23 protein-coding genes are annotated in these 24,963 nt (G+C 61.2%); 22 read left to right on the forward strand and 1 reads right to left on the reverse strand.

The window, feature by feature from the left end:
* The first annotated feature begins 39 nt into the window (after positions 1–39).
* The 14 genes from BLP82_RS05155 (at position 40) to ispD (ending at position 16,410) form a co-directional block, all read left to right on the forward strand.
* Positions 40–543, forward strand: a complete 504-nt coding sequence (locus BLP82_RS05155) for an OmpH/Skp family outer membrane protein (RefSeq protein WP_003184901.1) — start codon at positions 40–42, stop codon at positions 541–543.
* Between the two features lie 3 nt (positions 544–546).
* Positions 547–1,602: a UDP-3-O-(3-hydroxymyristoyl)glucosamine N-acyltransferase gene (lpxD, locus tag BLP82_RS05160; protein ID WP_060738995.1), complete on the forward strand. Its 1,056-nt coding sequence runs from the start codon at positions 547–549 to the stop codon at positions 1,600–1,602.
* Between the two features lie 105 nt (positions 1,603–1,707).
* A complete protein-coding gene (fabZ, locus tag BLP82_RS05165) occupies positions 1,708–2,148 on the forward strand; it encodes a 3-hydroxyacyl-ACP dehydratase FabZ (RefSeq protein WP_003184897.1) in 441 nt (146 codons plus the stop codon).
* Positions 2,145–2,921, forward strand: a complete 777-nt coding sequence (lpxA, locus tag BLP82_RS05170) for an acyl-ACP--UDP-N-acetylglucosamine O-acyltransferase (protein ID WP_092165845.1) — start codon at positions 2,145–2,147, stop codon at positions 2,919–2,921. The genes fabZ and lpxA overlap by 4 nt, the downstream gene beginning before the upstream one ends.
* A gap of 2 nt (positions 2,922–2,923) precedes the next feature.
* The gene (gene lpxB / locus BLP82_RS05175; RefSeq protein ID WP_092165847.1) at positions 2,924–4,054 is read left to right on the forward strand and encodes a lipid-A-disaccharide synthase; all 1,131 of its coding nucleotides are present in this window, start codon (positions 2,924–2,926) and stop codon (positions 4,052–4,054) included.
* Positions 4,051–4,710: a ribonuclease HII gene (rnhB, locus tag BLP82_RS05180; RefSeq protein ID WP_092165848.1), complete on the forward strand. Its 660-nt coding sequence runs from the start codon at positions 4,051–4,053 to the stop codon at positions 4,708–4,710. The genes lpxB and rnhB overlap by 4 nt, the downstream gene beginning before the upstream one ends.
* Positions 4,711–4,951: 241 nt before the next feature.
* The gene (gene dnaE / locus BLP82_RS05190; protein WP_092165850.1) at positions 4,952–8,473 is read left to right on the forward strand and encodes a DNA polymerase III subunit alpha; all 3,522 of its coding nucleotides are present in this window, start codon (positions 4,952–4,954) and stop codon (positions 8,471–8,473) included.
* 149 nt (positions 8,474–8,622) lie between these two features.
* The gene (locus tag BLP82_RS05195) at positions 8,623–9,570 is read left to right on the forward strand and encodes an acetyl-CoA carboxylase carboxyltransferase subunit alpha (RefSeq protein WP_060738991.1); all 948 of its coding nucleotides are present in this window, start codon (positions 8,623–8,625) and stop codon (positions 9,568–9,570) included.
* A gap of 152 nt (positions 9,571–9,722) precedes the next feature.
* Positions 9,723–11,048 carry a tRNA lysidine(34) synthetase TilS gene (tilS, locus tag BLP82_RS05200; protein WP_092165851.1) on the forward strand — a complete coding sequence of 442 codons (1,326 nt, stop codon included), beginning with the start codon at positions 9,723–9,725 and terminating at the stop codon, positions 11,046–11,048.
* A gap of 274 nt (positions 11,049–11,322) precedes the next feature.
* Positions 11,323–12,954, forward strand: coding sequence for a CTP synthase (locus BLP82_RS05205; RefSeq protein ID WP_058542194.1), 1,632 nt, complete (start codon positions 11,323–11,325; stop codon positions 12,952–12,954).
* Between the two features lie 4 nt (positions 12,955–12,958).
* On the forward strand, positions 12,959–13,804 hold the full coding sequence (kdsA, locus tag BLP82_RS05210) for a 3-deoxy-8-phosphooctulonate synthase (protein ID WP_092165852.1): 846 nt from the start codon (positions 12,959–12,961) through the stop codon (positions 13,802–13,804).
* Positions 13,805–13,966: 162 nt separating this feature from the next.
* Entirely contained in the window at positions 13,967–15,256 is a 1,290-nt protein-coding gene (eno, locus tag BLP82_RS05215; protein ID WP_072408299.1) for a phosphopyruvate hydratase, read from the forward strand.
* A gap of 171 nt (positions 15,257–15,427) precedes the next feature.
* Complete coding sequence (gene ftsB, locus BLP82_RS05220) at positions 15,428–15,706, forward strand: cell division protein FtsB (protein ID WP_003184873.1); 279 nt, start codon at positions 15,428–15,430, stop codon at positions 15,704–15,706.
* Positions 15,703–16,410 (forward strand): 2-C-methyl-D-erythritol 4-phosphate cytidylyltransferase, encoded by a 708-nt coding sequence (gene ispD, locus BLP82_RS05225; protein WP_092165853.1) that lies wholly within the window; start codon positions 15,703–15,705, stop codon positions 16,408–16,410. Before ftsB ends, ispD begins: the two co-directional genes overlap by 4 nt.
* A gap of 170 nt (positions 16,411–16,580) precedes the next feature.
* Here ispD and BLP82_RS05230 read toward each other — a convergent pair whose 3' ends face one another.
* Complete coding sequence (locus tag BLP82_RS05230) at positions 16,581–17,477, reverse strand: LysR substrate-binding domain-containing protein (protein ID WP_092165854.1); 897 nt, start codon at positions 17,475–17,477, stop codon at positions 16,581–16,583.
* A gap of 107 nt (positions 17,478–17,584) precedes the next feature.
* On the opposite strand from BLP82_RS05230, the gene BLP82_RS05235 reads away from it, so the two are divergent.
* The 8 genes from BLP82_RS05235 (at position 17,585) to rpoS (ending at position 24,708) form a co-directional block, all read left to right on the forward strand.
* Positions 17,585–18,697 carry an S-(hydroxymethyl)glutathione dehydrogenase/class III alcohol dehydrogenase gene (locus BLP82_RS05235; protein WP_060738985.1) on the forward strand — a complete coding sequence of 371 codons (1,113 nt, stop codon included), beginning with the start codon at positions 17,585–17,587 and terminating at the stop codon, positions 18,695–18,697.
* Between the two features lie 8 nt (positions 18,698–18,705).
* Positions 18,706–19,551 carry an S-formylglutathione hydrolase gene (gene fghA, locus BLP82_RS05240; RefSeq protein ID WP_092165865.1) on the forward strand — a complete coding sequence of 282 codons (846 nt, stop codon included), beginning with the start codon at positions 18,706–18,708 and terminating at the stop codon, positions 19,549–19,551.
* A 43-nt stretch (positions 19,552–19,594) separates the two neighbouring features.
* Complete coding sequence (gene ispF, locus BLP82_RS05245; RefSeq protein WP_057451684.1) at positions 19,595–20,068, forward strand: 2-C-methyl-D-erythritol 2,4-cyclodiphosphate synthase; 474 nt, start codon at positions 19,595–19,597, stop codon at positions 20,066–20,068.
* On the forward strand, positions 20,065–21,123 hold the full coding sequence (gene truD / locus BLP82_RS05250) for a tRNA pseudouridine(13) synthase TruD (RefSeq protein ID WP_092165866.1): 1,059 nt from the start codon (positions 20,065–20,067) through the stop codon (positions 21,121–21,123). Before ispF ends, truD begins: the two co-directional genes overlap by 4 nt.
* Positions 21,111–21,860: a 5'/3'-nucleotidase SurE gene (gene surE, locus BLP82_RS05255; RefSeq protein WP_092165870.1), complete on the forward strand. Its 750-nt coding sequence runs from the start codon at positions 21,111–21,113 to the stop codon at positions 21,858–21,860. Before truD ends, surE begins: the two co-directional genes overlap by 13 nt.
* Before the next feature lie 41 nt (positions 21,861–21,901).
* Positions 21,902–22,537, forward strand: coding sequence for a protein-L-isoaspartate(D-aspartate) O-methyltransferase (locus BLP82_RS05260; RefSeq protein ID WP_161796107.1), 636 nt, complete (start codon positions 21,902–21,904; stop codon positions 22,535–22,537).
* Positions 22,538–22,748: 211 nt separating this feature from the next.
* Positions 22,749–23,594: a peptidoglycan DD-metalloendopeptidase family protein gene (locus BLP82_RS05265; protein ID WP_092165872.1), complete on the forward strand. Its 846-nt coding sequence runs from the start codon at positions 22,749–22,751 to the stop codon at positions 23,592–23,594.
* Between the two features lie 106 nt (positions 23,595–23,700).
* On the forward strand, positions 23,701–24,708 hold the full coding sequence (gene rpoS / locus BLP82_RS05270; RefSeq protein ID WP_047227588.1) for an RNA polymerase sigma factor RpoS: 1,008 nt from the start codon (positions 23,701–23,703) through the stop codon (positions 24,706–24,708).
* The last annotated feature ends 255 nt before the right edge of the window (positions 24,709–24,963 follow it).

A 24,963-nucleotide genomic window follows, 5' to 3' on the forward strand; every position in this document is an offset into this window, starting at 1 on the left:
GACCCATGACAACGACAATGGATTTTGTAGGAGTGCATCGTGCGTAAGTTGACTCAATTGGTTCTCCTGGCGACCGTACTGGTCGCCGGTCCGGCTTTTGCCGACATGAAGATTGCCGTGCTGAATTATCAGATGGCCCTGCTGGAATCCGACGCGGCGAAGAAGTACGCCGTGGATGCGGAGAAAAAATTCGGCCCGCAACTGACCAAGCTCAAAGGCCTGGAAAGTAGCGCCAAGGGCATTCAGGATCGTCTGGTCGCCGGTGGCGACAAGATGGCCCAGGGCGAGCGCGAGCGTCTGGAGCTTGAATTCAAGCAAAAGGCCCGTGACTTCCAGTTCCAGTCCAAGGAGCTGAACGAAGCGAAAGCCGTTGCCGACCGCGAAATGCTCAAGCAACTCAAGCCGAAGCTCGACAGCGCCGTGGAAGAAGTCATCAAGAAAGGTGGTTTTGACCTGGTGTTCGAGCGTGGCGCGGTGATCGATGTCAAGCCTCAATACGACATCACGCGCCAGGTTATCGAGCGCATGAATCAGCTGAAGTAATCCATGACAGCGACCATCAAGCTTGGCCAGTTGGCCGAGTTCCTCGGCGCCACCTTGCGTGGCGACCCGGAGAAGGCTATTACTGGGCTAGCCACTTTGCAAGAGGCTGGCCCAGCTCAGTTGAGCTTCCTGGCAAATCCTCAGTATCGCAAGTATCTGGCTGATAGCCGGGCCGCCGCGCTGTTGCTCAAGGCTGCCGATGCCGAAGGGTTTGCCGGCGACGCCCTGATCGTGCCCGATCCGTACCTGGCGTATGCGCGAATTTCCCATCTGTTCGATCCCAAGCCCAAGTCGGCTGCTGGTATTCATCCCAGCGCGGTGATCGCGGCGGATGCCGTGGTGGACCCTACCGCCAGCGTCGGTCCGTTCGTGGTCATCGAAAGCGCGGCCCGAATCGGTGCCGGCGTCACGCTGGGCGCCCATTGCGTCATTGGTGCGCGCAGCGAGATCGGCGAAGGCGGCTGGCTGGCCCCACGGGTCACCCTGTATCACGATGTGCGCATCGGCAAGCGGGTGGTGATCCAGTCCGGTGCCGTGCTGGGTGGCGAAGGGTTCGGTTTTGCCAACGAGAAAGGCATCTGGCAAAAGATCGCCCAGATCGGTGGCGTCACCATTGGCGATGACGTTGAAATCGGCGTCAACACTGCGATCGACCGCGGTGCCCTGGCCGATACGGTCATCGGCAATGGCGTCAAGCTCGACAACCAGATCCAGATCGCCCACAACGTCCAGGTTGGTGACCACACCGCCATGGCCGCCTGCGTGGGGATCTCCGGTAGCACCAAGATCGGCAAGCATTGCATGCTCGCCGGTGGCGTGGGCCTGGTGGGCCATATCGACATCTGTGACAACGTATTCCTGACCGGGATGACCATGGTGACCCACTCGATTACCGAGCCGGGTGCCTATTCTTCCGGCACAGCCATGCAACCGGCAGCCGAATGGCGCAAGAGCGCGGCGCGTATCCGCCAGCTCGACGACATCGCGCGGCGCCTCAAGCAGGTGGAAAAGCGTGTAGGGGACGTGACCCCTGGCGGTAATGCTTCATCAGATGGCTGATACCATTTCCATATCAAGTGTGCACAGCCGTTAGGGCATCTTGATTTGCTAGCGGAGTGCGCGTCACTCGTGCGCTCCCAATCTTTACATAGGCTTCCCCCCGAAATGATGGACATCAACGAGATTCGCGAATACCTGCCTCACCGTTACCCGTTCCTGCTGGTGGATCGGGTGGTGGACCTGGACGTTGAAGGCAAGCGCATTCGCGCCTATAAGAATGTCAGCATCAACGAGCCGTTCTTCAACGGTCACTTCCCCGCGCATCCAATCATGCCGGGCGTCTTGATCATCGAGGCGATGGCCCAGGCTGCCGGGATCCTTGGTTTCAAAATGCTCGACGTCAAGCCTGCCGACGGCACGCTCTATTACTTCGTCGGTTCCGACAAGCTGCGCTTCCGCCAGCCGGTCACTCCGGGCGATCAGTTGATCCTCGAAGCCAAGTTCATCAGTTGCAAGCGCCAGATCTGGAAATTCGAATGCCAGGCTTCGGTCGACGGCAAGCCAGTCTGCTCCGCTGAAATCATCTGTGCGGAACGCAAACTATGAGTTTGATTGACCCTCGCGCAATCATCGATCCGACGGCCGTCCTGGCCGCCGATGTCGAGGTCGGCCCGTGGTCGATTGTCGGCGCAGGTGTGGAAATCGGCGAGGGTACGGTGATCGGCCCCCACGTAGTGCTCAAGGGACCGACCCGGATTGGTCGTCACAATCGCATCTACCAGTTTTCTTCGGTAGGCGAGGACACGCCCGATCTCAAGTACAAAGGTGAAGAAACCCGTCTGGTCATCGGCGATCACAACGTGATCCGCGAAGGCGTGACGATTCACCGTGGCACCGTCCAGGATCGTTCCGAAACGACCCTGGGCGACCACAACCTGATCATGGCTTATGCACACATCGGCCATGACAGTGTGATCGGCAACCATTGCATCCTGGTCAACAACACCGCGTTGGCCGGCCATGTGCACGTGGACGATTGGGCGATCCTGTCCGGGTTCACCCTGGTGCACCAGTATTGCCATATCGGCGCCCACAGCTTCTCTGGCATGGGCACCGCCATCGGCAAGGACGTCCCAGCCTATGTCACGGTGTTCGGCAACCCGGCCGAAGCCCGCAGCATGAACTTCGAAGGCATGCGCCGTCGTGGTTTCAGCGAAGAGGCGATTACAGCCCTGCGTCGTGCCTACAAGGTGGTGTACCGCCAGGGCCTGACCGTCGAGCAGGCGCTCGCCGAACTGGCCGAGGCGTCGGTGCAATACCCGGAAGTCGCGATCTTCCGCGATTCCATCCAGTCTTCGACCCGCGGCATCACTCGCTGACCATGGCTAACGTGCGCGTTGCACTGGTGGCGGGAGAGGCTTCCGGTGATATTCTGGGCGCGGGTCTGATGCGAGCGCTCAAGGCGCAGCACCCCGCGGTGGAATTCATCGGGGTCGGTGGGCCGTTGATGCAGGCCGAAGGCCTGACCTCCTATTTTCCGATGGAGCGTCTGTCAGTGATGGGCCTGGTGGAAGTGCTCGGTCGCTTGCGCGAGCTGCTGGCCCGACGCAAGAAACTGATCCAGACCCTGATCGAAGAAAAACCGGATGTGTTCATCGGCATCGATGCGCCGGATTTCACCCTCAATATCGAACTCAAATTGCGTCAGGCCGGGATCAAGACCGTGCACTACGTCAGCCCGTCGGTCTGGGCCTGGCGGCAGAAGCGGGTGCTGAAGATCCGCGAAGGCTGCGACCTGATGCTGACGCTGCTGCCGTTCGAGGCCAGGTTCTACGAAGAGAAGGGCGTACCGGTGCGATTTGTCGGGCACACCCTGGCCGATACCATTCCCTTGGAAGCCGATCGCGAGGCGGCTCGCCAGGCGTTGGGCTTGCCCGACGGGCCGCTGGTGGCGTTGATGCCCGGTAGCCGGGGCGGCGAAGTGAGTCGCCTGGGTGGCTTGTTCTTCGACGCCGCCGAACGCCTTCTGGCGCTGCGCCCCGGTGTACGGTTTGTCCTGCCGTGTGCCAGTCCGCAGCGGCGCGTCCAGCTGGAAGCCCTGCTGGTCGGTCGCGATTTGCCGGTGACGTTGCTCGACGGCCGTTCCCACGACGCGTTGGCGGCCTGTGATGCGGTGTTGATTGCCTCCGGCACTGCTACCCTTGAGGCGTTGTTGTACAAACGCCCGATGGTGGTCGCCTATCGCCTGGCGCCGCTGACGTTCTGGATTCTCAAGCGCATGGTCAAGAGCCCCTACGTGTCCTTGCCGAACCTGCTGGCCCAACGCCTGTTGGTGCCGGAGCTGCTGCAGGACGATGCGACCGCCGAGGCGCTGGCCACCACACTCTTGCCCTTGATCGACGGCGGCGAGGAACAGACTCGCGGCTTTGACGAAATTCACCGTACCCTGCGTCGCGATGCCTCCAACCAGGCGGCTGACGCGGTACTGACCCTGATCGGCGCAAAACCATGAGCAATGTAAAGCTACAGATGGGCCTGGACTTCAACCTGGTTGCCGAAGTGGAAGAACTGGTGGCCGGTGTCGATGAGGTGGGGCGCGGCCCATTGTGCGGCGCGGTGGTGACGGCGGCGGTGATTCTCGACCCGAACCGGCCGATCCTGGGGCTCAATGATTCGAAGAAACTCACCGAAGCCCGTCGTGAAAAACTCTACGACGAAATCTGCGAGAAAGCCCTGAGCTGGTGCATCGCCCGGGCCGAAGTCGAAGAGATCGATGAGCTCAATATCCTGCACGCCACCATGCTCGCCATGCAGCGTGCGGTGCAGGGCCTGCACATCACGCCGAAGCTGGCGATGATCGATGGCAATCGCTGCCCGAAGCTGTCGATGCGCGCCGAAGCGGTGATCCAGGGCGATGGCAAGGTGCCGGCCATCGCGGCGGCCTCGATTCTGGCGAAGGTCAGCCGCGACCGGGAAATGGCGGCTTTCGAGTTGATCTACCCAGGCTACGGCATCGGCAGCCACAAGGGCTACCCGACCCCCGTTCATCTGGAAGCCCTGGCACGCCTGGGGCCGACGCCGATCCACCGGCGCTCGTTCGCCCCGGTGCGGCTGGCTTATGAAGCCCGTGACGGGTTGATCATAAACAGTCAGTGCCCTGTTTCTTAAGACGAACGCTGCTTTTGTGGCGAGGGGATTTATCCCCGTTGGACTGCGAAGCAGTCCCGAAGTCTATCAGGCGTAACGGGTTGTCAGGTTTAAGGGCCGCTTCGCGCCCCAGCGGGGATAAATCCCCTCGCCACAAAAGCCGTGTTCGCGTTTTCAAGACCGGACACTCATGGCTGATGTTTTACCCAAGGCCCGGTACAATCCGGGCCTTGTTGTTTTCATGACTTAACGCAGGATCACTATGCCGGCTTCATTCGTTCATCTACGCCTGCACACTGAATACTCCCTGGTCGACGGTCTGGTGCGGATCAAGCCCCTGGTCAAGACCCTGGTGGGCATGAACATGCCTGCCGTGGCGGTTACCGACCAGAACAACATGTGCTCGCTGGTCAAGTTCTACAAGGCCGCCATGGGCGCCGGGATCAAGCCGATCTGTGGCGCCGACCTGTGGCTGTCGAACAAGGATCCGGACGCGCCGCTGAGCCGTATCAGCCTGTTGGCGATGAACGCCGTGGGTTATCGCAACCTCACCGAGCTGATCTCCCGCGGCTTTATCGATGGCCAGCGCAACGGCTCGATCATCATCGAGCGCGAGTGGGTGGCCGAGGCCAGCGAAGGGCTGATCATGCTGTCGGCGGCCAAGGAAGGTGAAATCGGCCTGGCCCTGCTCAGTGGCAATCCCGACGAAGCTGAGACCCTGGCCCGTGACTGGATGGCGGTGTTTCCGGACCGCTTCTACATCGAGGTGCAACGCACCAACCGTCCCAATGACGAAGAGCACCTGCATGCCGCCGTGGCCCTGGCGGACAGGATCGGCGCGCCGCTGGTGGCGACCAACGACGTGCGGTTCATCAAGCAGGAAGATTTCGAAGCCCACGAAACGCGGGTCTGCATCGGTGAGGGCCGTGCCCTCGACGACCCGCGTCGGTCGAAGAACTACAGCGACCAGCAATACCTCAAGAGCGCCGAGGAAATGGCCGAGTTGTTCAGCGATTTGCCCGAGGCGCTGGAAAACACCGTCGAGATCGCCAAGCGCTGCAACATCGAAGTGAAGCTGGGCAAGCACTTCCTGCCCAACTTCCCGATTCCCGATGGCATGACCATCGACGAGTATTTCCGCAAAGTGTCCTTCGACGGCCTCGACGAACGCCTCCGCGTCCTGTTGCCCAAGGACACCACCGAAGATTACGAAGCCAAGCGCCAGGTCTATGTCGATCGGTTGAATTTCGAGCTGGATATCATCATCCAGATGGGGTTTCCCGGTTACTTCCTGATCGTGATGGACTTCATCCAGTGGGCCAAGAACAACGGCGTGCCGGTGGGCCCTGGCCGTGGATCGGGCGCCGGGTCGCTGGTGGCCTACGTGCAGAAGATCACCGACCTCGACCCGCTGGAATATGACCTGCTGTTCGAACGTTTCCTCAACCCGGAACGGGTATCCATGCCCGACTTCGACGTCGACTTCTGCATGGACGGCCGCGACCGGGTCATCGACTACGTGGCCGAGAAATATGGCCGCAACGCGGTAAGCCAGATCATCACCTTCGGTTCCATGGCCGCCAAGGCGGTGGTGCGTGACGTGGCGCGGGTGCAGGGCAAGTCCTACGGTCTGGCGGATCGCCTGTCGAAGATGATTCCGTTCGAAGTCGGCATGACCCTGGAGAAGGCCTACGAGCAGGAAGAAATCCTGCGGGACTTCATCAAGGTCGACGAAGAGGCCGCGGAAATCTGGGAGATGGCCCGCAAGCTCGAAGGCGTGGTGCGTAACGTCGGCAAGCACGCCGGGGGCGTGGTCATCGCGCCGACCAAGTTGACGGACTTCTCGCCGATCTATTGCGATGAAGAAGGCGACGGCCTGGTGACCCAGTTCGACAAGGACGACGTCGAGGCGGCGGGCCTGGTGAAGTTCGACTTCCTCGGCCTGCGGACCCTGACGATCATCGACTGGGCGCTGAAAACCATCAACCGCGACCGGGCCAAGGTCGGCGAAGAGCCGCTGGACATTGCCTTCATCCCGCTGGATGACAAGCCGACCTACAGCCTGTTGCAAAAAGCCGAAACCACGGCGGTGTTCCAGCTTGAATCCCGGGGCATGAAGGAGCTGATCAAGAAGCTCAAGCCCGACTGCCTGGAAGACCTGATCGCACTGGTGGCCCTGTTCCGTCCGGGGCCGCTGCAATCGGGCATGGTGGATGACTTCATCAACCGTAAGCACGGTCGCGCCGAGCTGGCGTACCCGCACCCGGATTATCAGTACGACGGCCTCAAGCCGGTACTGGCCCCGACCTACGGCATCATCCTGTACCAGGAACAGGTGATGCAGATTGCCCAGGTGATGGCCGGCTACACCCTCGGCGGTGCGGACATGCTGCGTCGAGCCATGGGTAAGAAAAAACCCGAGGAAATGGCCAAGCAGCGCGGTGGTTTCATCGAAGGTTGCGCGAACAACGGCATCGATGCGGACCTGGCGGGCAACATCTTCGACCTGGTGGAAAAATTCGCCGGCTACGGCTTCAACAAATCCCACTCCGCCGCCTATGGCCTGGTGTCGTACCAGACGGCATGGTTGAAAGCACATTACCCGGCGCCATTCATGGCCGCGGTACTCTCGGCGGATATGCACAACACCGACAAGGTCGTGACCTTGATCGAAGAAGTGCGGACCATGAAGCTGCGCCTCGACGCCCCGGACGTGAACGCTTCGGAGTTCAAGTTCACGGTGAACGACGAAGGCCGCATCATCTATGGCCTCGGTGCGATCAAGGGCGTGGGCGAGGGGCCGGTGGAAGCCATCACCGAAGCGCGCCAGGACGGGCCGTTCAAGGACCTGTTCGATTTCTGCGCGCGGGTCGATCTCAAGCGCATCAACAAGCGCACCCTCGACGGCTTGATCCGCAGTGGCGCCCTGGACCGGCTCGGGCCTTACTTCCAGGATGAGCCCAAGGCCTACCAGGCCAACATCGACCGCAACCGCGCGGTGTTGCTGGCGGCGATGGAGGAGGCGATCAAGGCCGCCGAACAGACCGCCCGTACCCACGACAGCGGCCACGCCGACCTGTTTGGCGGGCTGTTCGTCGAGGAGGACGCCGATGTCTACGGCAACCATCGCAAGGCCAAGGAGCTGACCCTCAAGGAACGCCTCAAGGGTGAAAAAGACACCCTGGGCCTGTACCTCACCGGTCACCCGATCGACGAATACGAAGGCGAGATCCGCCGCTTCGCCCGCCAGCGCATCATTGACCTCAAGCCGGCGCGCGACACCCAGACGGTCGCCGGCATGATCATCGCCCTGCGGGTGATGAAGAACAAAAAGGGCGACAAGATGGGGTTCATCACCCTGGACGACCGCTCCGGGCGCATCGAGGCGTCACTTTTCGCCGATGCGTTCCATTCGGCGCAGTCGCTGTTGCAGACCGACGCGATGGTGGTGGTGGAAGGCGAAGTCAGCAACGATGACTTCTCCGGTGGCCTGCGGTTGCGGGTCAAGCGGGTGATGAGCATGGAAGATGCCCGGACCAACCTGGCCGAGAGCCTGCGCCTGAAGTTGCAGACCCAGGACCTCAAGGGCGATCAGCTACGCTGGTTGGGCGAATTGTTCAAGCGCCATCGCGGTGCCTGTCCGATCACCATGGAGTACGTACGCCCCGATGCCAAGGCCGTGCTGCAGTTCGGCGAAGGCTGGCGGATCGATCCGGCGGATGCGTTGATTCAAGCCTTGCGTGACCAGTTCGGCAAAGACAACGTCTTCCTCCAATACCGTTGACGGCCAGGGGCCACTGTTGAAACCGGAAAGCTCCTGATCTCGACCCGAATTTTTAATCTCGACCTGAACGCGCCTCTCCCTTAAGGTAGGCGCGAATAGACAACCGGCCGGCCCAAGCTCTCTTGGACGTCGACCCAAGACGGACGCCTATGAACCCGAATTTTCTTGATTTCGAACAGCCGATCGCCGACCTGCAAGCCAAGATCGAAGAGTTGCGCTTGGTCGGTAATGACAATTCGCTGAATATCGGCGATGAAATCTCTCGTCTGCAGGACAAAAGCCGCACGCTGACCGAAGACATCTTCGGCAAGCTGACCAGCTGGCAGATCGCCCGTCTGGCGCGTCACCCGCGTCGTCCCTACACCCTGGACTACATCGACCACATCTTTACCGAGTTCGATGAGCTGCATGGCGACCGTCACTTCTCCGACGACGCCGCGATCGTCGGCGGCGTTGCCCGCCTGGACGAGCAGCCAGTGATGGTGATCGGTCACCAGAAAGGCCGCGAAGTCCGCGAGAAGGTGCGCCGCAACTTTGGCATGCCGCGTCCGGAAGGCTACCGCAAGGCGTGCCGCCTGATGGAGATGGCCGAGCGCTTCAAGATGCCGATCCTGACCTTCATCGACACCCCGGGCGCCTACCCGGGCATCGACGCCGAAGAGCGCAACCAGAGCGAAGCGATTGCCTGGAACCTGCGGGTCATGGCACGCCTGAAAACCCCGATCATCGCCACCGTGATTGGTGAGGGCGGTTCCGGCGGTGCGTTGGCCATCGGTGTCTGCGACCAGTTGAACATGCTGCAATATTCCACTTATGCGGTGATCTCGCCGGAAGGCTGCGCCTCGATCCTGTGGAAAACTGCCGAGAAGGCGCCGGATGCCGCCGAGGCCATGGGCATTACCGCCGAGCGTCTCAAAGGCCTGGGCATCGTCGACAAAGTGATCAACGAGCCCGTGGGCGGCGCTCATCGCGATCCGGCTGCGGCGGCGGCACTGATCCGTGCCGAGCTGAGTTCCCAGCTGTCGATGCTCAAGAAGTTCGACAACGACGCGCTGCTGGCCCGTCGCTACGAGCGGTTGATGAGCTACGGTCTCTGATCTGACCAAGCTTCCAGCAGTTGTGTGGGGAGCCAGTGTGGGAGCGGGCTTGCTCGCGAAAGCGGTTTAACATTCAACCCATGTGTTGACTGATTCACCGCCTTCGCGAGCAAGCCCGCTCCCACATTTGATTTGTGCCAAGGCTGATACCCATGAACACAAGCATCGACCTGCCAACCCGGCTCCTCACACAGCTATCCCCCTGGCGCAACGCCGCCACCTGGCGCATCGCCTTCTCCGGCGGCCTCGACTCCACCGTCCTGCTGCACCTGCTCGCGACCCTTTCACGACACCACGCCCTGCCCGCGCTGAGTGCGATCCATGTGCATCACGGCCTTCAGGCGGTGGCCGAGGCATGGCCGGATCATTGCCGTTCGGTCTGTGCGGCCCTTGGCGTACCGCTGGACGTGGTGAATGTGCAAGTGCGCCCTGGCGCCAGTATCGAGCGTGCCGCCCGGGAGGCGCGTTATGGCGCGTTCGTGGCGGCCCTCCATGGCAATGAAGTGCTGCTCACCGCCCAGCATCTTGATGACCAGGCCGAAACCTTGTTGTTTCGCCTGCTGCGGGGGGCAGGGGTGAGGGGGTTGGCGGCGATGCCACGGCAGCGACCTTTGGGGCTGGGGCATCTGCTGCGGCCGTTGCTCGAGGTGTCCCGTGCCGAGCTGCAAGCCTATGCGACGCAACAGGGCTTGAGCTGGATCGACGACCCGTCCAACGATGATCACCGGTACGCGCGCAACTACCTGCGCCAGCGGGTTTTTCCAGTGCTGGCGGCGCACTGGCCGCAAGCCTCGGCGACCCTGGGCCGAAGTGCTGCGCACATGGGCGAAGCCCAAGGCTTGCTGGACGACTTGGCGCGGATCGACTTGGCCCAGGCCGTGACGCCAGCTGCGTTCGACTGGCTCGGGCTGCAATCGCTGGTGCTGGCGCCGTTGCGGGGGTTGTCGTCGGCCCGTCAGCGCAACGCATTGAGCCACTGGCTGGCACCGCTGACCCTGCTGCCCGACAGCGATCACTGGGCCGGCTGGGACTCGTTGCGCGATGCCGCGGACGATGCCCGGCCCATCTGGCGCCTGGCCGGTGGCGAGCTGCATCGCGCCGCCGGGCGGCTCTGGTGGTTATCCGACCACTGGCTATGTTCGCTGCCAGGCCCCGTCGACTGGGCGGATCCGGCGCTGCCGCTGCCCTTGCCGGGCAATGGTCGGGTGGCGCTCATCGGCCAGCCGCCTGCGGGGCCGCTTAGCGTGCGCTATCGTCAAGGCGGCGAGGTGCTGGCGTTAGCGGGTCGTGGTCATCGTGATCTCAAGCGTTTGCTCAATGAAAAGGGCGTGCCGGCGTTCGTTCGCGGCCGATTGCCGCTGCTCTATCAAGGCGAGCAATTGCTGGCGGTGGCCAACCTGGCCGGGCTCGACACACCCGCTGATGGCAGTTGGCAATTGATCTGGCAGCCAGGAAACCAAGATCTGGGTTTGAGCTGAAAGGGGCTTTCCGGTAGACTACGCTCCCTTCTTGATACAACTTCTGTGGATTCGCCTGAATTGCAGGAGTTGCCGATTACCAAGCAGTCTTTGCTGGGCGATTCCAAAAAATGTGTAGCGAGCAACGTACCGGTGATTTCACTTCCGGTCTGTCCCAACGCGGCGGTTTTTTTGAAAGGTGCACTGTGATTAATGCAGGTGATCGGGGGCTTCGGCCTTCCTTCGCTTTCCCCGGCGGCTCGGACCGCTTTAACGCAGACTTCTAGGGTTTTTCATGACGCGCTACATATTCGTCACGGGCGGTGTTGTTTCTTCATTGGGGAAAGGCATTGCCTCGGCTTCATTGGCGGCCATCCTGGAGGCGCGGGGACTTAAGGTCACCATGCTCAAGCTGGACCCGTACATCAACGTCGACCCGGGCACCATGAGCCCGTTCCAGCACGGTGAAGTGTTCGTCACCCACGACGGCGCCGAGACCGACCTGGACCTGGGCCACTACGAGCGGTTCATCCGCACGACCATGACCCAGAACAACAACTTCACCACCGGCCGTGTCTACGAACACGTGCTGCGCAAGGAGCGTCGTGGTGACTACCTGGGCGCGACCATCCAGGTCATCCCGCACATCACCGACGAAATCAAGCGCCGCATCATCAAGGGTGCTGGCGACGCCGACGTGGCGATGGTCGAAATCGGCGGGACCGTGGGCGATATCGAGTCCCAGCCGTTCCTCGAAGCCATCCGCCAGTTGCGTTTCGAAATCGGCGCCAAGCGCGCGATGCTGATGCACCTGACCCTGGTCCCGTACATCGCCACCGCCGGCGAAACCAAGACCAAGCCGACCCAGCACTCAGTCAAGGAACTGCGTTCCATCGGCCTGCAGCCGGACGTGCTGATCTGCCGCTCCGATCACCCGATCGACATTTCTTCGCGTCGCAAGATCGCCCAGTTCACCAACGTTGAAGAGCGCGCGGTCATCGGCCTGGAAGACGCCGACACCATCTACAAGATCCCGGGCATCCTGCACTCCCAGGGCCTGGACGATTTCGTCGTCGAGCGTTTCGGCCTGCAATGCGCCAGCGCCGACCTGTCCGAATGGGATGCCGTGGTCGATGCCAAGCTCAATCCGGAACACGAAGTCACCATCGCCATGGTCGGCAAGTACATGGAACTGCTGGACGCCTACAAGTCGCTGATCGAGGCGATGAGTCACGCCGGTATCAGCAACCGCACCAAGGTCAACCTGCGCTACATCGATTCCGAAGACATCGAGAACCAGGGCACCGGCCTGCTCGAAGGCGCCGATGCGATCCTCGTGCCGGGCGGCTTCGGCCTGCGGGGCGTGGAAGGCAAGATCACCGCCGTGCAATACGCTCGCGAAAACAAGGTGCCTTACCTGGGGATCTGCCTGGGCATGCAAGTGGCGGTCATCGAGTTCGCCCGTAACGTGCTGGGCTGGAAAGACGCCAACTCCACCGAGTTCGATCGCGCCAGCGGCCATCCGGTCGTGGGCCTGATCACCGAGTGGGAAGATGCCACCGGCGCCGTGGAAGTGCGCACCGAAAGCTCGGACCTGGGCGGCACCATGCGTCTGGGTGCCCAGGAATGCCTGCTCGAAGCCGGTTCCAAGGTGCACGATTGCTACGCCAAGGATGTGATCGTCGAGCGTCACCGGCATCGCTACGAAGTGAACAACAACCTGCTGCCGCAACTGATCGAGGCCGGCCTGAAAATCTCCGGTCGTTCCGGTGACGGCGCGCTGGTGGAAGTGGTCGAGTCCCCGGACCATCCATGGTTCGTCGCCTGCCAGTTCCACCCTGAGTTCACCTCGACGCCACGGGACGGTCATCCGTTGTTCAGCGGTTTCGTGAAGGCCGCGTTGGCCCAACACCAGAAAAAGGCATAAGACGATGGCCCAGAAGATCATCCGCGTCGGCGACATCGAGATTGCCAACGACAAGCCCATGGTGCTGTTCGGCGGCATGAACGTGCTGGAAAGCCGCGACATGGCGATGCAGGTCTGCGAGGAGTACGTGAAGGTGACCCAGAAACTGGGTATCCCTTACGTGTTCAAGGCCAGCTTCGACAAGGCCAACCGTTCGTCCGTGACGTCCTACCGTGGCCCGGGCCTGGAAGAAGGCATGCGGATCTTCCAGGACATCAAGCAAGCCTTTGGCGTGCCGATCATCACCGACGTCCACGAGCCGGCCCAGGCCGCAGTGGTCGCCGAAGTCTGCGACATCATCCAGTTGCCGGCCTTCCTGTCGCGCCAGACCGACCTGGTGGTGGCGATGGCCAAGACCGGCGCGGTGATCAACATCAAGAAAGCCCAGTTCCTCGCCCCCCAGGAAATGAAACACATCCTGAGCAAGTGCGAAGAGGCCGGCAATGACCAGTTGATCCTCTGCGAGCGTGGCTCGAGCTTCGGCTATAACAACCTCGTGGTGGACATGCTCGGCTTCGGCATCATGAAGCAGTTCGAATACCCGGTGTTCTTCGACGTGACCCACGCCTTGCAGATGCCCGGTGGTCGTTCCGACTCCGCCGGCGGTCGTCGCGCCCAGGTCACTGATCTGGCCAAGGCGGGCATGAGCCAGTCCCTGGCCGGCCTGTTCCTCGAGGCCCACCCCGATCCGGACAACGCCAAGTGTGACGGCCCTTGTGCCTTGCGCTTGAACAAGCTGGAACCTTTCCTGTCTCAGCTCAAGGCATTGGACGAGCTGGTCAAGAGTTTTCCGATGATAGAAACCGCGTAACGCGGTTTTCTCCGGTAAAGTACCGCTCGATTATCGCTCTGGCCCGCTGGCCGCACTGCTCTTGTGGGAGCATGGCTTGCCAGCGATGGCGCCCTTGAGGCCCCCATCGCCGGCAAGCCGTGCTCCCACAGCGTTTTCGTCAACTTTGGAGTGTTTACAACAATGGCAAAAATCGTCGACATCAAAGGTCGTGAAGTTCTCGACTCCCGCGGCAACCCCACTGTTGAAGCGGACGTGCTTCTCGACAACGGTATCATCGGCAGCGCCTGCGCGCCGTCCGGTGCTTCCACTGGCTCGCGCGAAGCGCTGGAGCTGCGTGATGGCGACAAGAGCCGTTACCTGGGCAAGGGCGTGCTCAAAGCCGTCGCCAACATCAACGGTCCGATCCGTGAACTGTTGCTGGGCAAGGACCCTGCCGACCAGAAAGCCCTCGATCACGCGATGATCAAGCTCGACGGTACCGAGAACAAAGCCACCCTGGGCGCCAACGCGATCCTCGCCGTGTCCCTGGCCGCTGCCAAGGCCGCTGCCCAGGACCAGGACCTGCCGCTGTACGCCCACATCGCCAACCTCAACGGTACCCCGGGTGTCTACTCGATGCCGGTGCCGATGATGAACATCATCAACGGCGGCGAGCACGCCGATAACAACGTCGACATCCAGGAATTCATGGTGCAGCCGGTTGGCGCCAAGACCTTCTCCGAAGGCCTGCGCATGGGCACCGAGATTTTCCACCACCTCAAGGCCGTGCTGAAGGCCCGTGGCCTGAGCACCGCGGTTGGCGACGAAGGCGGTTTCGCACCGAACCTGGCGTCCAACGAAGACGCACTGAAAGTGATCTCCGAAGCCGTGGCCAACGCAGGCTACAAGCTGGGTACCGACGTGACCCTGGCCCTGGACTGCGCCGCCAGCGAGTTCTTCGAAGACGGCAAGTACAACCTGTCCGGCGAAGGCCAGGTATTCACCGCCGAAGGTTTCGCCGACTACCTCAAGGGCCTGACCGAACGTTATCCGATCATCTCCATCGAAGACGGTCTGGACGAGTCCGACTGGGCTGGCTGGAAAATCCTCACCGACAAGATCGGCGAGAAGACCCAACTGGTGGGTGACGACCTGTTCGTGACCAATACCAAGATCCTGAAAGAAGGCATCGACAAGAAGATCGCCAACTCGATCCTGATCAAGTTCAACCAGATCGGCACCCTGACCGAAACCCTGGAAGCCATCCAGATGGCCAAGGCCGCCGGCTATACCGCCGTGATCTCCCACCGCTCCGGTGAAACCGAAGACTCGACCATTGCCGACCTGGCCGTGGGCACTGCGGCGGGCCAGATCAAGACCGGTTCGCTGTGCCGTTCCGACCGCGTTTCCAAGTACAACCAATTGCTGCGTATCGAAGAGCAATTGAATGGCAAGGCCAAGTACAACGGTCGTGCCGAGTTTCGCGGCTAAGCGGTAAATGGTAAAAAGACAGCGGCTTAGGTCGGAAAAGTCGCCATGGCGGCGCTTTTCCCTCTAATCTGATGCCTTATCAAGCACAAGCCTGGTTCTTCCAGGCTTCGTGCTATCAGACGCTTCAAAGTTTGGCATGGCGGTCTTTTTTCACTGGATACCTGATATTCGATGCGCAGTCCCAATTGGTTGTTTCTTGTCTTGCTCCTGTTGCTGGCCGGCCTGCAGTACCGCCTGTGGGTGGGCAATGGCAGCTTGGCGCAAGTGGCCGACCTGACTCAGCAAATTGCCGACCAACACGCCGAAAACGAGGCGCTGCTGGAGCGTAATCGGGTGATGGACGCCGAAGTGACAGAGTTGAAAAAAGGCATGGAGACCGTTGAAGAGCGGGCTCGACATGAACTGGGCATGGTCAAGGAGGGCGAAACCCTCTACCAGTTGGCCCAATGAGTATGCGTTTGCCGGCCTTCTGGGCCGTGATTCCTGCCGCGGGCGTTGGCGCCCGGATGGCCGCCGACCGTCCCAAGCAATACCTGCAACTGGGCGGACGCACAATTCTCGAACACAGCCTCGGCTGTTTCCTCGACCATCCCACCGTCAAGGGTGTGGTGGTCAGCCTTGCACACGATGATCCTTACTGGCCGACCCTGGCCTGCGCCAGCGACACGCGCATCCAGCGTGTCGACGGTGGCGAGCAACGTTCGGATTCAGTGCTCAATGCCTTGCTACATCTGCACGGGCAGGGCGCCGACGACTACGATTGGGTGCTGGTGCACGACGCTGCCCGGCCCAACCTGGCTCGGGCCGACCTGGACACATTGCTCAGCGAGTTGGCGAACGACCCGGTCGGCGGCCTGCTGGCCGTTCCGGCGCGCGACACCCTCAAACGCGTCGACAAGCATGGCCGCGTGCTGGAAACCGTTGATCGCAGCGTGATCTGGCAAGCCTATACGCCACAGATGTTCCGCCTAGGTGCCTTGCACCGAGCCCTGGCCGACAGCCTGGTGGCGGATGCGGTGATTACCGACGAAGCGTCCGCCATGGAGTGGGCGGGGCAGGCGCCTCGGTTGATCGAGGGGCGTTCGGATAACATCAAGGTCACTCGGCCGGAAGACCTCGAGTGGTTGCGCCAGCGTTGGGCGAATCGGCATTAAGCGGGACCTGTCCCCTCGTTAGAGCTTCAGCATCTGGGCCGGCGCCATCGCGAGCAAGCTCGCTCCCACAATGGACCGGTGTGGAACACTTGCCCATCATTCGACGATAAACCCCTGTGGGAGCGAGCTTGCTCGCGATAGCAATCGTTCAGGCAACATAAAATTCACTGTCATCCCCGATACTCCGGCCGCTGCGCCAACCCCTCCTTCAAATACTCCACCAACTTGCGCACCTTCGGCGACAGATGCCGCTGCTGTGGATACAACGCCCACACCGCCGTATTCGGCGGCTGATGGGCTTCCAACAGCGAGATCAATGCACCACTGTGCAAATGCTCCAGCACGTAATAATCCGGCAACTGACACAACCCCACCCCTTGCAGCGCCGCATCGAGCACCGCTTGCCCACTGTTGCAGCGCCAGTTTCCCTGCACCCGTTGGGAAAATTCCCGCCCGTTCTGCTCCAGTTGCCAGATGTCGGAGCTGCCGACCAGGCAATTGTGGCGGCTCAGTTCCGACACGCTGTGGGGCCGGCCATAGCGTTCCAGGTAAGAGGGGGAGGCGCACACGTACATGCGCCGGGGCGCCAGGCGCGTGGCGACCAGACGGGAGTCCTGCAAGCGACCCAGGCGAATCGCCAGGTCCAGGCTCTCATGCACCAGGTCCAGTGGGCGATTGCTCAGCTCGATGTCGACCCGCAACTGCGGGTAGAGGCCCATGAACCGCGTCACCAGTGGCACGATAAACCGTTCGCCATAGGCCACGGCACAGGTCATGCGGAGCATGCCCTTGGGTTCGCTGGTCAGGTCGCCGACGGCTCGCAGTGCTTCTTCGCGTCCATCCTGCAGACGCTGGCAATGCTGCAAAAAAGTTTGTCCGGCTTCGGTCAGGGTCACCCGGCGGGTGCTGCGGTAGAGCAAGCGTGTCTGTAGACGCTCTTCGAGCCGTACGATTTGTCGACTGATATGGGAGGACGAAACCCCGAGACGTTCGGCCGCGGCGGTGAATTGGCTGCATTCGGCCACGGCCACGAATTCGTCGATGCCTTCCCAGCGGTTATCGGACATGAAAGATTATCCCTGTACAGCAATAATGTTTTGCTTTTGGCTGGATTATTCATTGTCCGGCGGAGGATTACACTCCCGGTCCTGTATTTATTTGCTGGAGAACCCGGATGATCAAGTCGCGCGCTGCCGTTGCCTTCGAGGCCAAGAAACCCCTGGAAATCGTTGAAGTCGACGTCGCCATGCCCAAGGCGGGCGAGGTGCTGTTGCGCGTGGTGGCTTCCGGTGTCTGCCACACCGACGCCTACACCCTGTCGGGCGCCGACCCGGAAGGGATCTTCCCGTCGATCCTGGGTCATGAAGGCGGCGCCATTGTCGAAGCCATCGGTGAAGGCGTGACCTCGGTGGCGGTGGGTGACCATGTGATCCCGCTGTACACGCCGGAGTGCGGCCAGTGCAAATTCTGTAAGTCGGGCAAGACCAACCTCTGCCAGGCGATTCGCGCCACCCAGGGCAAAGGCCTGATGCCAGATGGCACTTCGCGTTTTTCCTACAAGGGCGAGACGATTTTCCACTACATGGGCACCTCGACCTTTTCCGAGTACACCGTGCTGCCGGAAATCTCCGTCGCGAAGATCCCAAAAGAAGCGCCGCTGGAAAAAGTCTGCCTGCTGGGTTGTGGCGTCACCACGGGCATCGGCGCGGTGCTCAACACCGCCAAGGTCAAGCCGGGTGACACCGTGGCGATCTTCGGCCTGGGCGGCATCGGCCTGTCGGCCGTGATCGGCGCCGTGAAGGCCAAGGCCGCGCGGATCATCGCCATCGACATCAACCCGGCCAAGTTCGAAATCGCCAAGCAACTGGGCGCCACCGATTGCGTCAACCCGAAAGACTTCGACCGTCCGATCCAGGAAGTCATCGTCGACATGACCGATGGTGGCGTGGACTTCTCCTTCGAATGCATCGGCAATGTCCAGTTGATGCGCGCCGCGCTGGAATGCTGCCACAAGGGCTGGGGCGAGTCGGTGATCATCGGCGTGGCCGGGGCCGGGCAGGAAATCGCCACCCGTCCATTCCAGTTGGTGACCGGGCGCGTCTGGCGCGGTTCGGCCTTTGGCGGCGTGCGCGGGCGCAGCGAATTGCCAAGCTACGTGGAAATGGCCGAGAAGGGCGAGATCCCGTTGGATACCTTCATCACCCACACCATGGGCCTGGAAGATATCAACAAGGCGTTCGACCTGATGCATGAAGGCAAGAGCATCCGCACCGTTATCCATTTCTGAGGTCGGTCATGAGTCTGGAAAACATTTCCTGTCAGAAAAGCTTTGGCGGCTGGCACAAGCGCTACCGGCACCGTTCCGACGTGCTGGGTTGTGACATGGTGTTTGCCGTGTACCTGCCACCGCAAGCCGAGCAGGGCGGCAAGTTGCCGGTGCTGTATTGGCTGTCCGGGCTGACCTGTACCGACGAGAACTTCATGCAAAAGGCCGGCGCCCAGCGCATGGCCGCCGAGTTGGGCCTGATCATCGTCGCGCCGGACACCAGCCCCCGTGGTGCCGACGTGCCGGGCGATCCGGACAATGCCTGGGACTTCGGCCTGGGGGCGGGCTTTTATCTGAACGCCACGCAGGATCCGTGGGCGCGGCACTATCGGATGCATGACTACGTGGTGCAGGAATTGCCGGCGCTGGTCGAAGCGCATTTCCCGGCTTCGGACAAACGCGGTATCAGTGGCCACTCCATGGGCGGCCACGGTGCGCTGGTCTGCGCCTTGCGCAACCCGGGGCGTTACCGTTCGGTGTCGGCCTTTTCGCCGATCAACAATCCAATGGATTGCCCATGGGGCCAGAAGGCGTTCTCCCGTTACCTGGGGGAAGAGCGCTCGAAATGGCGGGAATGGGACGCCTGTGCATTGATTGCCGAGGCGCAGGAGAAGCTGCCATTGTTGGTGGACCAGGGCGATCGCGATGATTTCCTGGCCAACCAGCTCAAGCCCGAAGCCTTGCAACAGGCGGCCAAGTCCGCCGGCCATCCGTTGGAACTGCGCCTGCAACCGGGCTACGACCACAGCTACTTCTTCATCGCCAGCTTCATTGACGACCACTTGCAGCATCATGCGCGCGCTCTAAACGTCTAATGCAGGTAGAATCACGCCCTGACAAAAATCGGGGCGTTTTTTTATGCGTATTGGCCACGGCTACGATGTTCACCGTTTCGCTGAAGGCGACTTCATTACTCTGGGCGGCGTGCGGATCGCACACGGCTTCGGGCTGCTCGCGCATTCTGACGGTGATGTCCTGCTGCATGCCTTGAGCGATGCCTTGCTCGGCGCCGCGGCGCTGGGTGACATCGGCAAGCACTTCCCCGACACCGACCCGCAATTCAAAGGCGCCGACAGCCGCGTGCTGCTGCGCCATGTGGTCGCGCTGATCCATGCCAAGGGCTGGAAAGTCGGCAATGTCGATAACACCATCGTTGCCCAGGCCCCCAAAATGGCTCCGCACATCGAAGCGATGCGCCAGTTGATCGCCGAGGATCTTCAAGTTGAGCTGGACCAAGTGAACGTGAAAGCCACCACCACCGAGAAGCTTGGTTTCGTCGGCCGTGAAGAAGGCATTGCCGTCCATTCCGTTGCCTTGTTGCTGCGCCCATGACCGAACTGGAACTGTTGGGGCCGCGGGCCTACGGCCCATCGTTGGGCAGCGCGGTCCTCAAGGCCACCGCTGAAGATTTCCAGGTCGACGAAGTGCTCGATATCCCATTGACGGGCGATGGCGAGCATTTGTGGATCTGGGTGGAAAAGCGCGGCCTGAACACTGAAGAGGCCGCCCGGCGCATCGCCAAGGCCGCCGGCGTGCCGTTGCGCACCGTCAGCTACGCCGGGCTCAAGGACCGCCAGGCCCTGACCCGCCAGTGGTTCAGCGTCCAACTGCCGGGCAAGGCCGATCCGGATCTGTCGGCGGCACAGAACGACACGCTGAAGATCCTCAAGACCGCACGTCACAGGCGCAAGCTGCAACGTGGCGCGCACTCGGCCAACGGTTTCACCTTGCGCCTGACCCAATTCAAGGGCGACACGACGGCGATCGACGCACGTCTGCAACAGATTGTCCGCCAGGGCATCCCCAATTATTTTGGTGCCCAGCGCTTCGGCCATGACGGCGGCAATGTCGTCGATGCCCGTGCCTGGGCCGCGCGCAAGGCCTTGCCGGAACAGCGCAATGTGCGCTCGCGGCTGTTGTCCACCGCCCGCAGCTTCCTGTTCAACCGGGTGCTGGCGGCGCGGGTCGCCGATGGCACCTGGCAACAAGCGCAGGTCGGCGACTTGCTGGCCTTCACCGACAGCCGCAGTTTCTTCCCCGCCGGTGAGGCTGAATGCAGCGATCCACGCCTGGCGATCCTCGATCTGCACCCGACCGGGCCGCAGTGGGGCGAGGGACCATCGCCTGCCGCCGGCGCAACCTTCGAGTTGGAACAGGCCATCGCCGAGGGCGAGGCCGATCTGCGGGACTGGTTGATAAACGCGGGAATGAGTCACGAACGTCGCATCCTGCGACTGCCCATTGGCGGGCTGTCGTGGCATTATCCCCAGCCTGACATTCTGCAATTGGAATTCGTCCTGCCGGCCGGATGTTTCGCCACTGTCTTGGTGCGCGAACTCGTCGATCTGGTGCCGGTGGGGCAGACGGACAGCCCATGCGTATTCTGATTTCTAACGACGACGGGGTGACAGCACCCGGTCTTGCCGCGCTTTATGCTGCGCTGGCGGATTTTGCCGAGTGCGTGGTCATCGCTCCGGACCAGGACAAAAGCGGCGCCAGCAGCTCGCTGACGCTCGACCGTCCGTTGCACCCCTGCTATCTGGATAACGGTTTCATCAGCCTCAACGGCACCCCGACCGATTGCGTGCACCTGGGTATCAACGGGTTGCTGGAACGAGCACCGGACATGGTGGTGTCGGGCATCAACCTGGGCGCCAACCTGGGGGATGACGTGCTTTATTCCGGGACAGTCGCTGCTGCCCTGGAAGGTCGCTTCCTGGGAAACACGTCGTTCGCCTTTTCCTTTGTTTCACGCCAGGTCGACAATTTGCCGACCGCCGCCTACTTCGCCCGTAAATTGGTCGAAGCCCATGGTGCGCTGGACCTGCCGCCACGTACGGTGCTGAACGTGAATATCCCGAATCTGCCGCTCGATCATATCCGTGGCATCCAGCTCACGCGCCTGGGCCACCGCGCCCGCGCTGCCAGGCCCATGCACGTGGTCGACCCACGCGGCAAGGCCGGCTACTGGATCGCCGCCGCCGGGGATGCCGAGGACGGCGGGCCGGGCACCGACTTCCATGCGGTGATGCAAGGTTATGTCTCGATCACGCCGTTGCAGTTGGACCGCACCTTCAATGACGCCTTTCGAAGTCTCGATGGCTGGCTGGAGGGGCTGCGCTGATGGCTCGCGAGCAAGACGATATGATGCGCCGCGGGATTGGCATGACTTCCCAGCGCACCCGTGAACGATTGATCCAGCGTCTCTATGAAGAGGGGCTGTCCAACGCCCAGGTATTGGAGGTGATTCGCCGCACGCCGCGGCACCTGTTCGTCGATGAAGCCCTGGCCCATCGCGCCTATGAAGACACGGCGTTGCCCATCGGCCACAACCAGACCATTTCCCAGCCTTACATGGTTGCCCGCATGAGCGAGTTGCTGCTTGAGGCCGGGCCGCTGGACAAGGTGCTGGAGATCGGTACCGGTTCGGGTTACCAGACGGCGGTGTTGTCGCAACTGGTCGAGCGGGTGTTTTCCGTCGAGCGGATCAAGGTGCTGCAGGATCGCGCCAAGGAACGCCTGGTGGAGCTGAACCTGCGCAACGTGGTGTTTCGTTGGGGCGATGGCTGGGAAGGGTGGCCGGCCTTGGCGCCCTACAACGGCATCATCGTGACCGCGGTGGCCACCGACGTGCCCCAGGCCCTGCTGGATCAGCTCGCCCCAGGTGGACGGCTGGTCATTCCCGTGGGCGCCGGTGAAGTCCAGCAATTGATGCTGATCGTGCGCGAAGAACACGGTTTTTCGCGACACGTCCTGGGAGCGGTACGGTTCGTGCCGTTGCTCAATGGACCGTTGGCCTGAGCATTTATAAACAGACGCTGAATTCCGTGGCCACGCCTGTGTCTTACAGCGGCACCGATTCGCTGAACAGAGCCCAATGGCGTCGAGCAAACGTGTGCGGCGGCGCGTTGCGCTTCATTAATAGAAGCGCAGTCGTTGCCAGCTATATTTGTATGAACGCTGCCTGGACAGGCAGCCTCCAATTTTTCAGCCACCACAAAGGGAGCGGCGGGTGAGTCTCACAGTCATTGCGCAGCGTATGGGTATCACGAGCTTTCAGCGCCTGGTGACTGGCCTTGTCTTGAGCACTTTGCTGGTCGGTTGTTCCAGTACGCCGTCGAGCAATGTCCGGGTTGTCGATCGCAACAGCGCAACACCTCAACGTCCTACGGTAACGACCGGCCAATATGTAGTCCGTCGCGGCGATACGCTGTTTTCCATCGCTTTTCGCTACGGCTGGGACTACAAGGCCCTCGCGGCACGCAACAACATTCCTGCGCCTTATACGATTCACCCCGGTCAGACGATTCGCTTCGATGGCCGTAGCGCTTCAACGCCTACAGCGGTGGTGACACAGTCCGGTTCGACGGCTTCGTCGTCGAGCAAAACCACCGTCATTCGCCGGCCGGCGGGGTCTGGGACAGCGGTAATACCGTCCGTCGCGAGCAAACCGGCCCCTGCTCCGATGCCTCCTGCGGGTCCCGCCCCGACTGGCTGGGGATGGCCTTCTAATGGCGTTCTCATTGGAAAATTCTCTTCAAACGGTAGTTTGAATAAAGGAATTGATATCGCCGGGGATTTGGGACAGCCTGTTTTAGCCGCGTCTGATGGCACGGTTGTGTACGCCGGGAGTGGTTTGAGGGGCTACGGCGAACTCGTGATCATCAAACACAGCGATACCTACGTCAGTGCCTACGGTCACAACCGCAGGCTGTTGGTTCGGGAGGGGCAGCAGGTCAAGGTCGGACAGACAATTGCCGAAATGGGATCAACGGGAACGGACCGGGTGAAACTGCACTTTGAGATTCGCCGACAAGGTAAACCAGTCGATCCGCTGCAATTCCTGCCACGTCGTTGATTTGATTGTCAGCCTGTTCCGTCACGTAGAGGGAACAGGCTCCAGCGTTGCCAAGGATAAAGGCGTCGCTTGAGCTTGAGGTCGAACTCACCAAAGGACTATAACAATGGCTCTCAGTAAAGAAGTGCCGGAGTTTGACATCGACGATGAGGTTCTCCTTATGGAGACCGGCATCGCTATGGATTCGATGTCGAATGATGAAGGGGCGACTCCACCTTCCGTTCGTGCCAAATCCAGACACTCCGCTTCACTTAAACAACATAAGTACATCGATTACACCCGGGCGCTCGACGCCACCCAGTTGTACCTCAATGAAATCGGTTTCTCGCCACTGCTCTCCCCCGAGGAAGAAGTTCATTTTGCGCGGCTGTCGCAAAGTGGCGACCCAGCCGGTCGAAAACGCATGATTGAAAGCAACTTGCGCCTGGTGGTGAAAATCGCCCGACGCTACGTCAATCGTGGGCTTTCGCTGCTGGATCTGATCGAAGAGGGCAACCTGGGCCTGATTCGCGCCGTCGAGAAATTCGACCCCGAGCGCGGCTTCCGCTTCTCGACCTACGCGACCTGGTGGATCCGCCAGACCATCGAACGGGCGATCATGAACCAGACCCGGACGATCCGGTTGCCGATTCATGTGGTCAAGGAACTGAACGTCTACCTGCGGGCCGCCCGCGAGTTGACCCAGAAACTCGACCATGAACCGTCACCCGAGGAAATCGCCAACCTGCTGGAAAAACCGGTGGGTGAGGTCAAGCGCATGCTTGGGCTCAACGAGCGGGTCTCCTCGGTGGACGTTTCCCTGGGGCCGGACTCGGATAAAACCTTGCTGGACACCCTCACCGATGATCGACCTACCGATCCATGCGAGCTGTTGCAGGACGATGACCTGTCCCAGAGCATCGACCAGTGGCTTTCGGAGCTGACCGACAAGCAACGGGAAGTGGTGATCCGCCGCTTCGGCTTGCGGGGGCATGAAAGCAGCACCCTTGAAGATGTAGGCCTGGAGATTGGTTTGACCCGTGAACGGGTCAGGCAGATCCAGGTGGAAGGCCTCAAGCGTCTCCGGGAGATACTGGAGAAGAATGGCCTGTCGAGTGAGTCGCTGTTTCAATAACCCGAGTGCAGCGCAGCAAGAAAAGCCCCGACTGGTTCGGGGCTTTTCCGTGTTTGGGCAGATGTATTGAGCACTACGCTATGTGATGCACTCTTGTGGCGAGGGGATTTATCCCCGTTGGGGCGCGAAGCGGCCCTGAAACAGAAACCGCGGCGTTCAATTCAATAATTTGAGACTCTACGCAGTCCCACGGGGCGGTGCGACGTTTCGCTAAATCCCCTCGCCACCAGAGTGCGTTTCTACGCCTTCTCTATT

Source organism: Pseudomonas sp. NFACC37-1 (genome assembly GCF_900101575.1).
Taxonomy (GTDB): domain Bacteria; phylum Pseudomonadota; class Gammaproteobacteria; order Pseudomonadales; family Pseudomonadaceae; genus Aquipseudomonas; species Aquipseudomonas fluorescens_AA.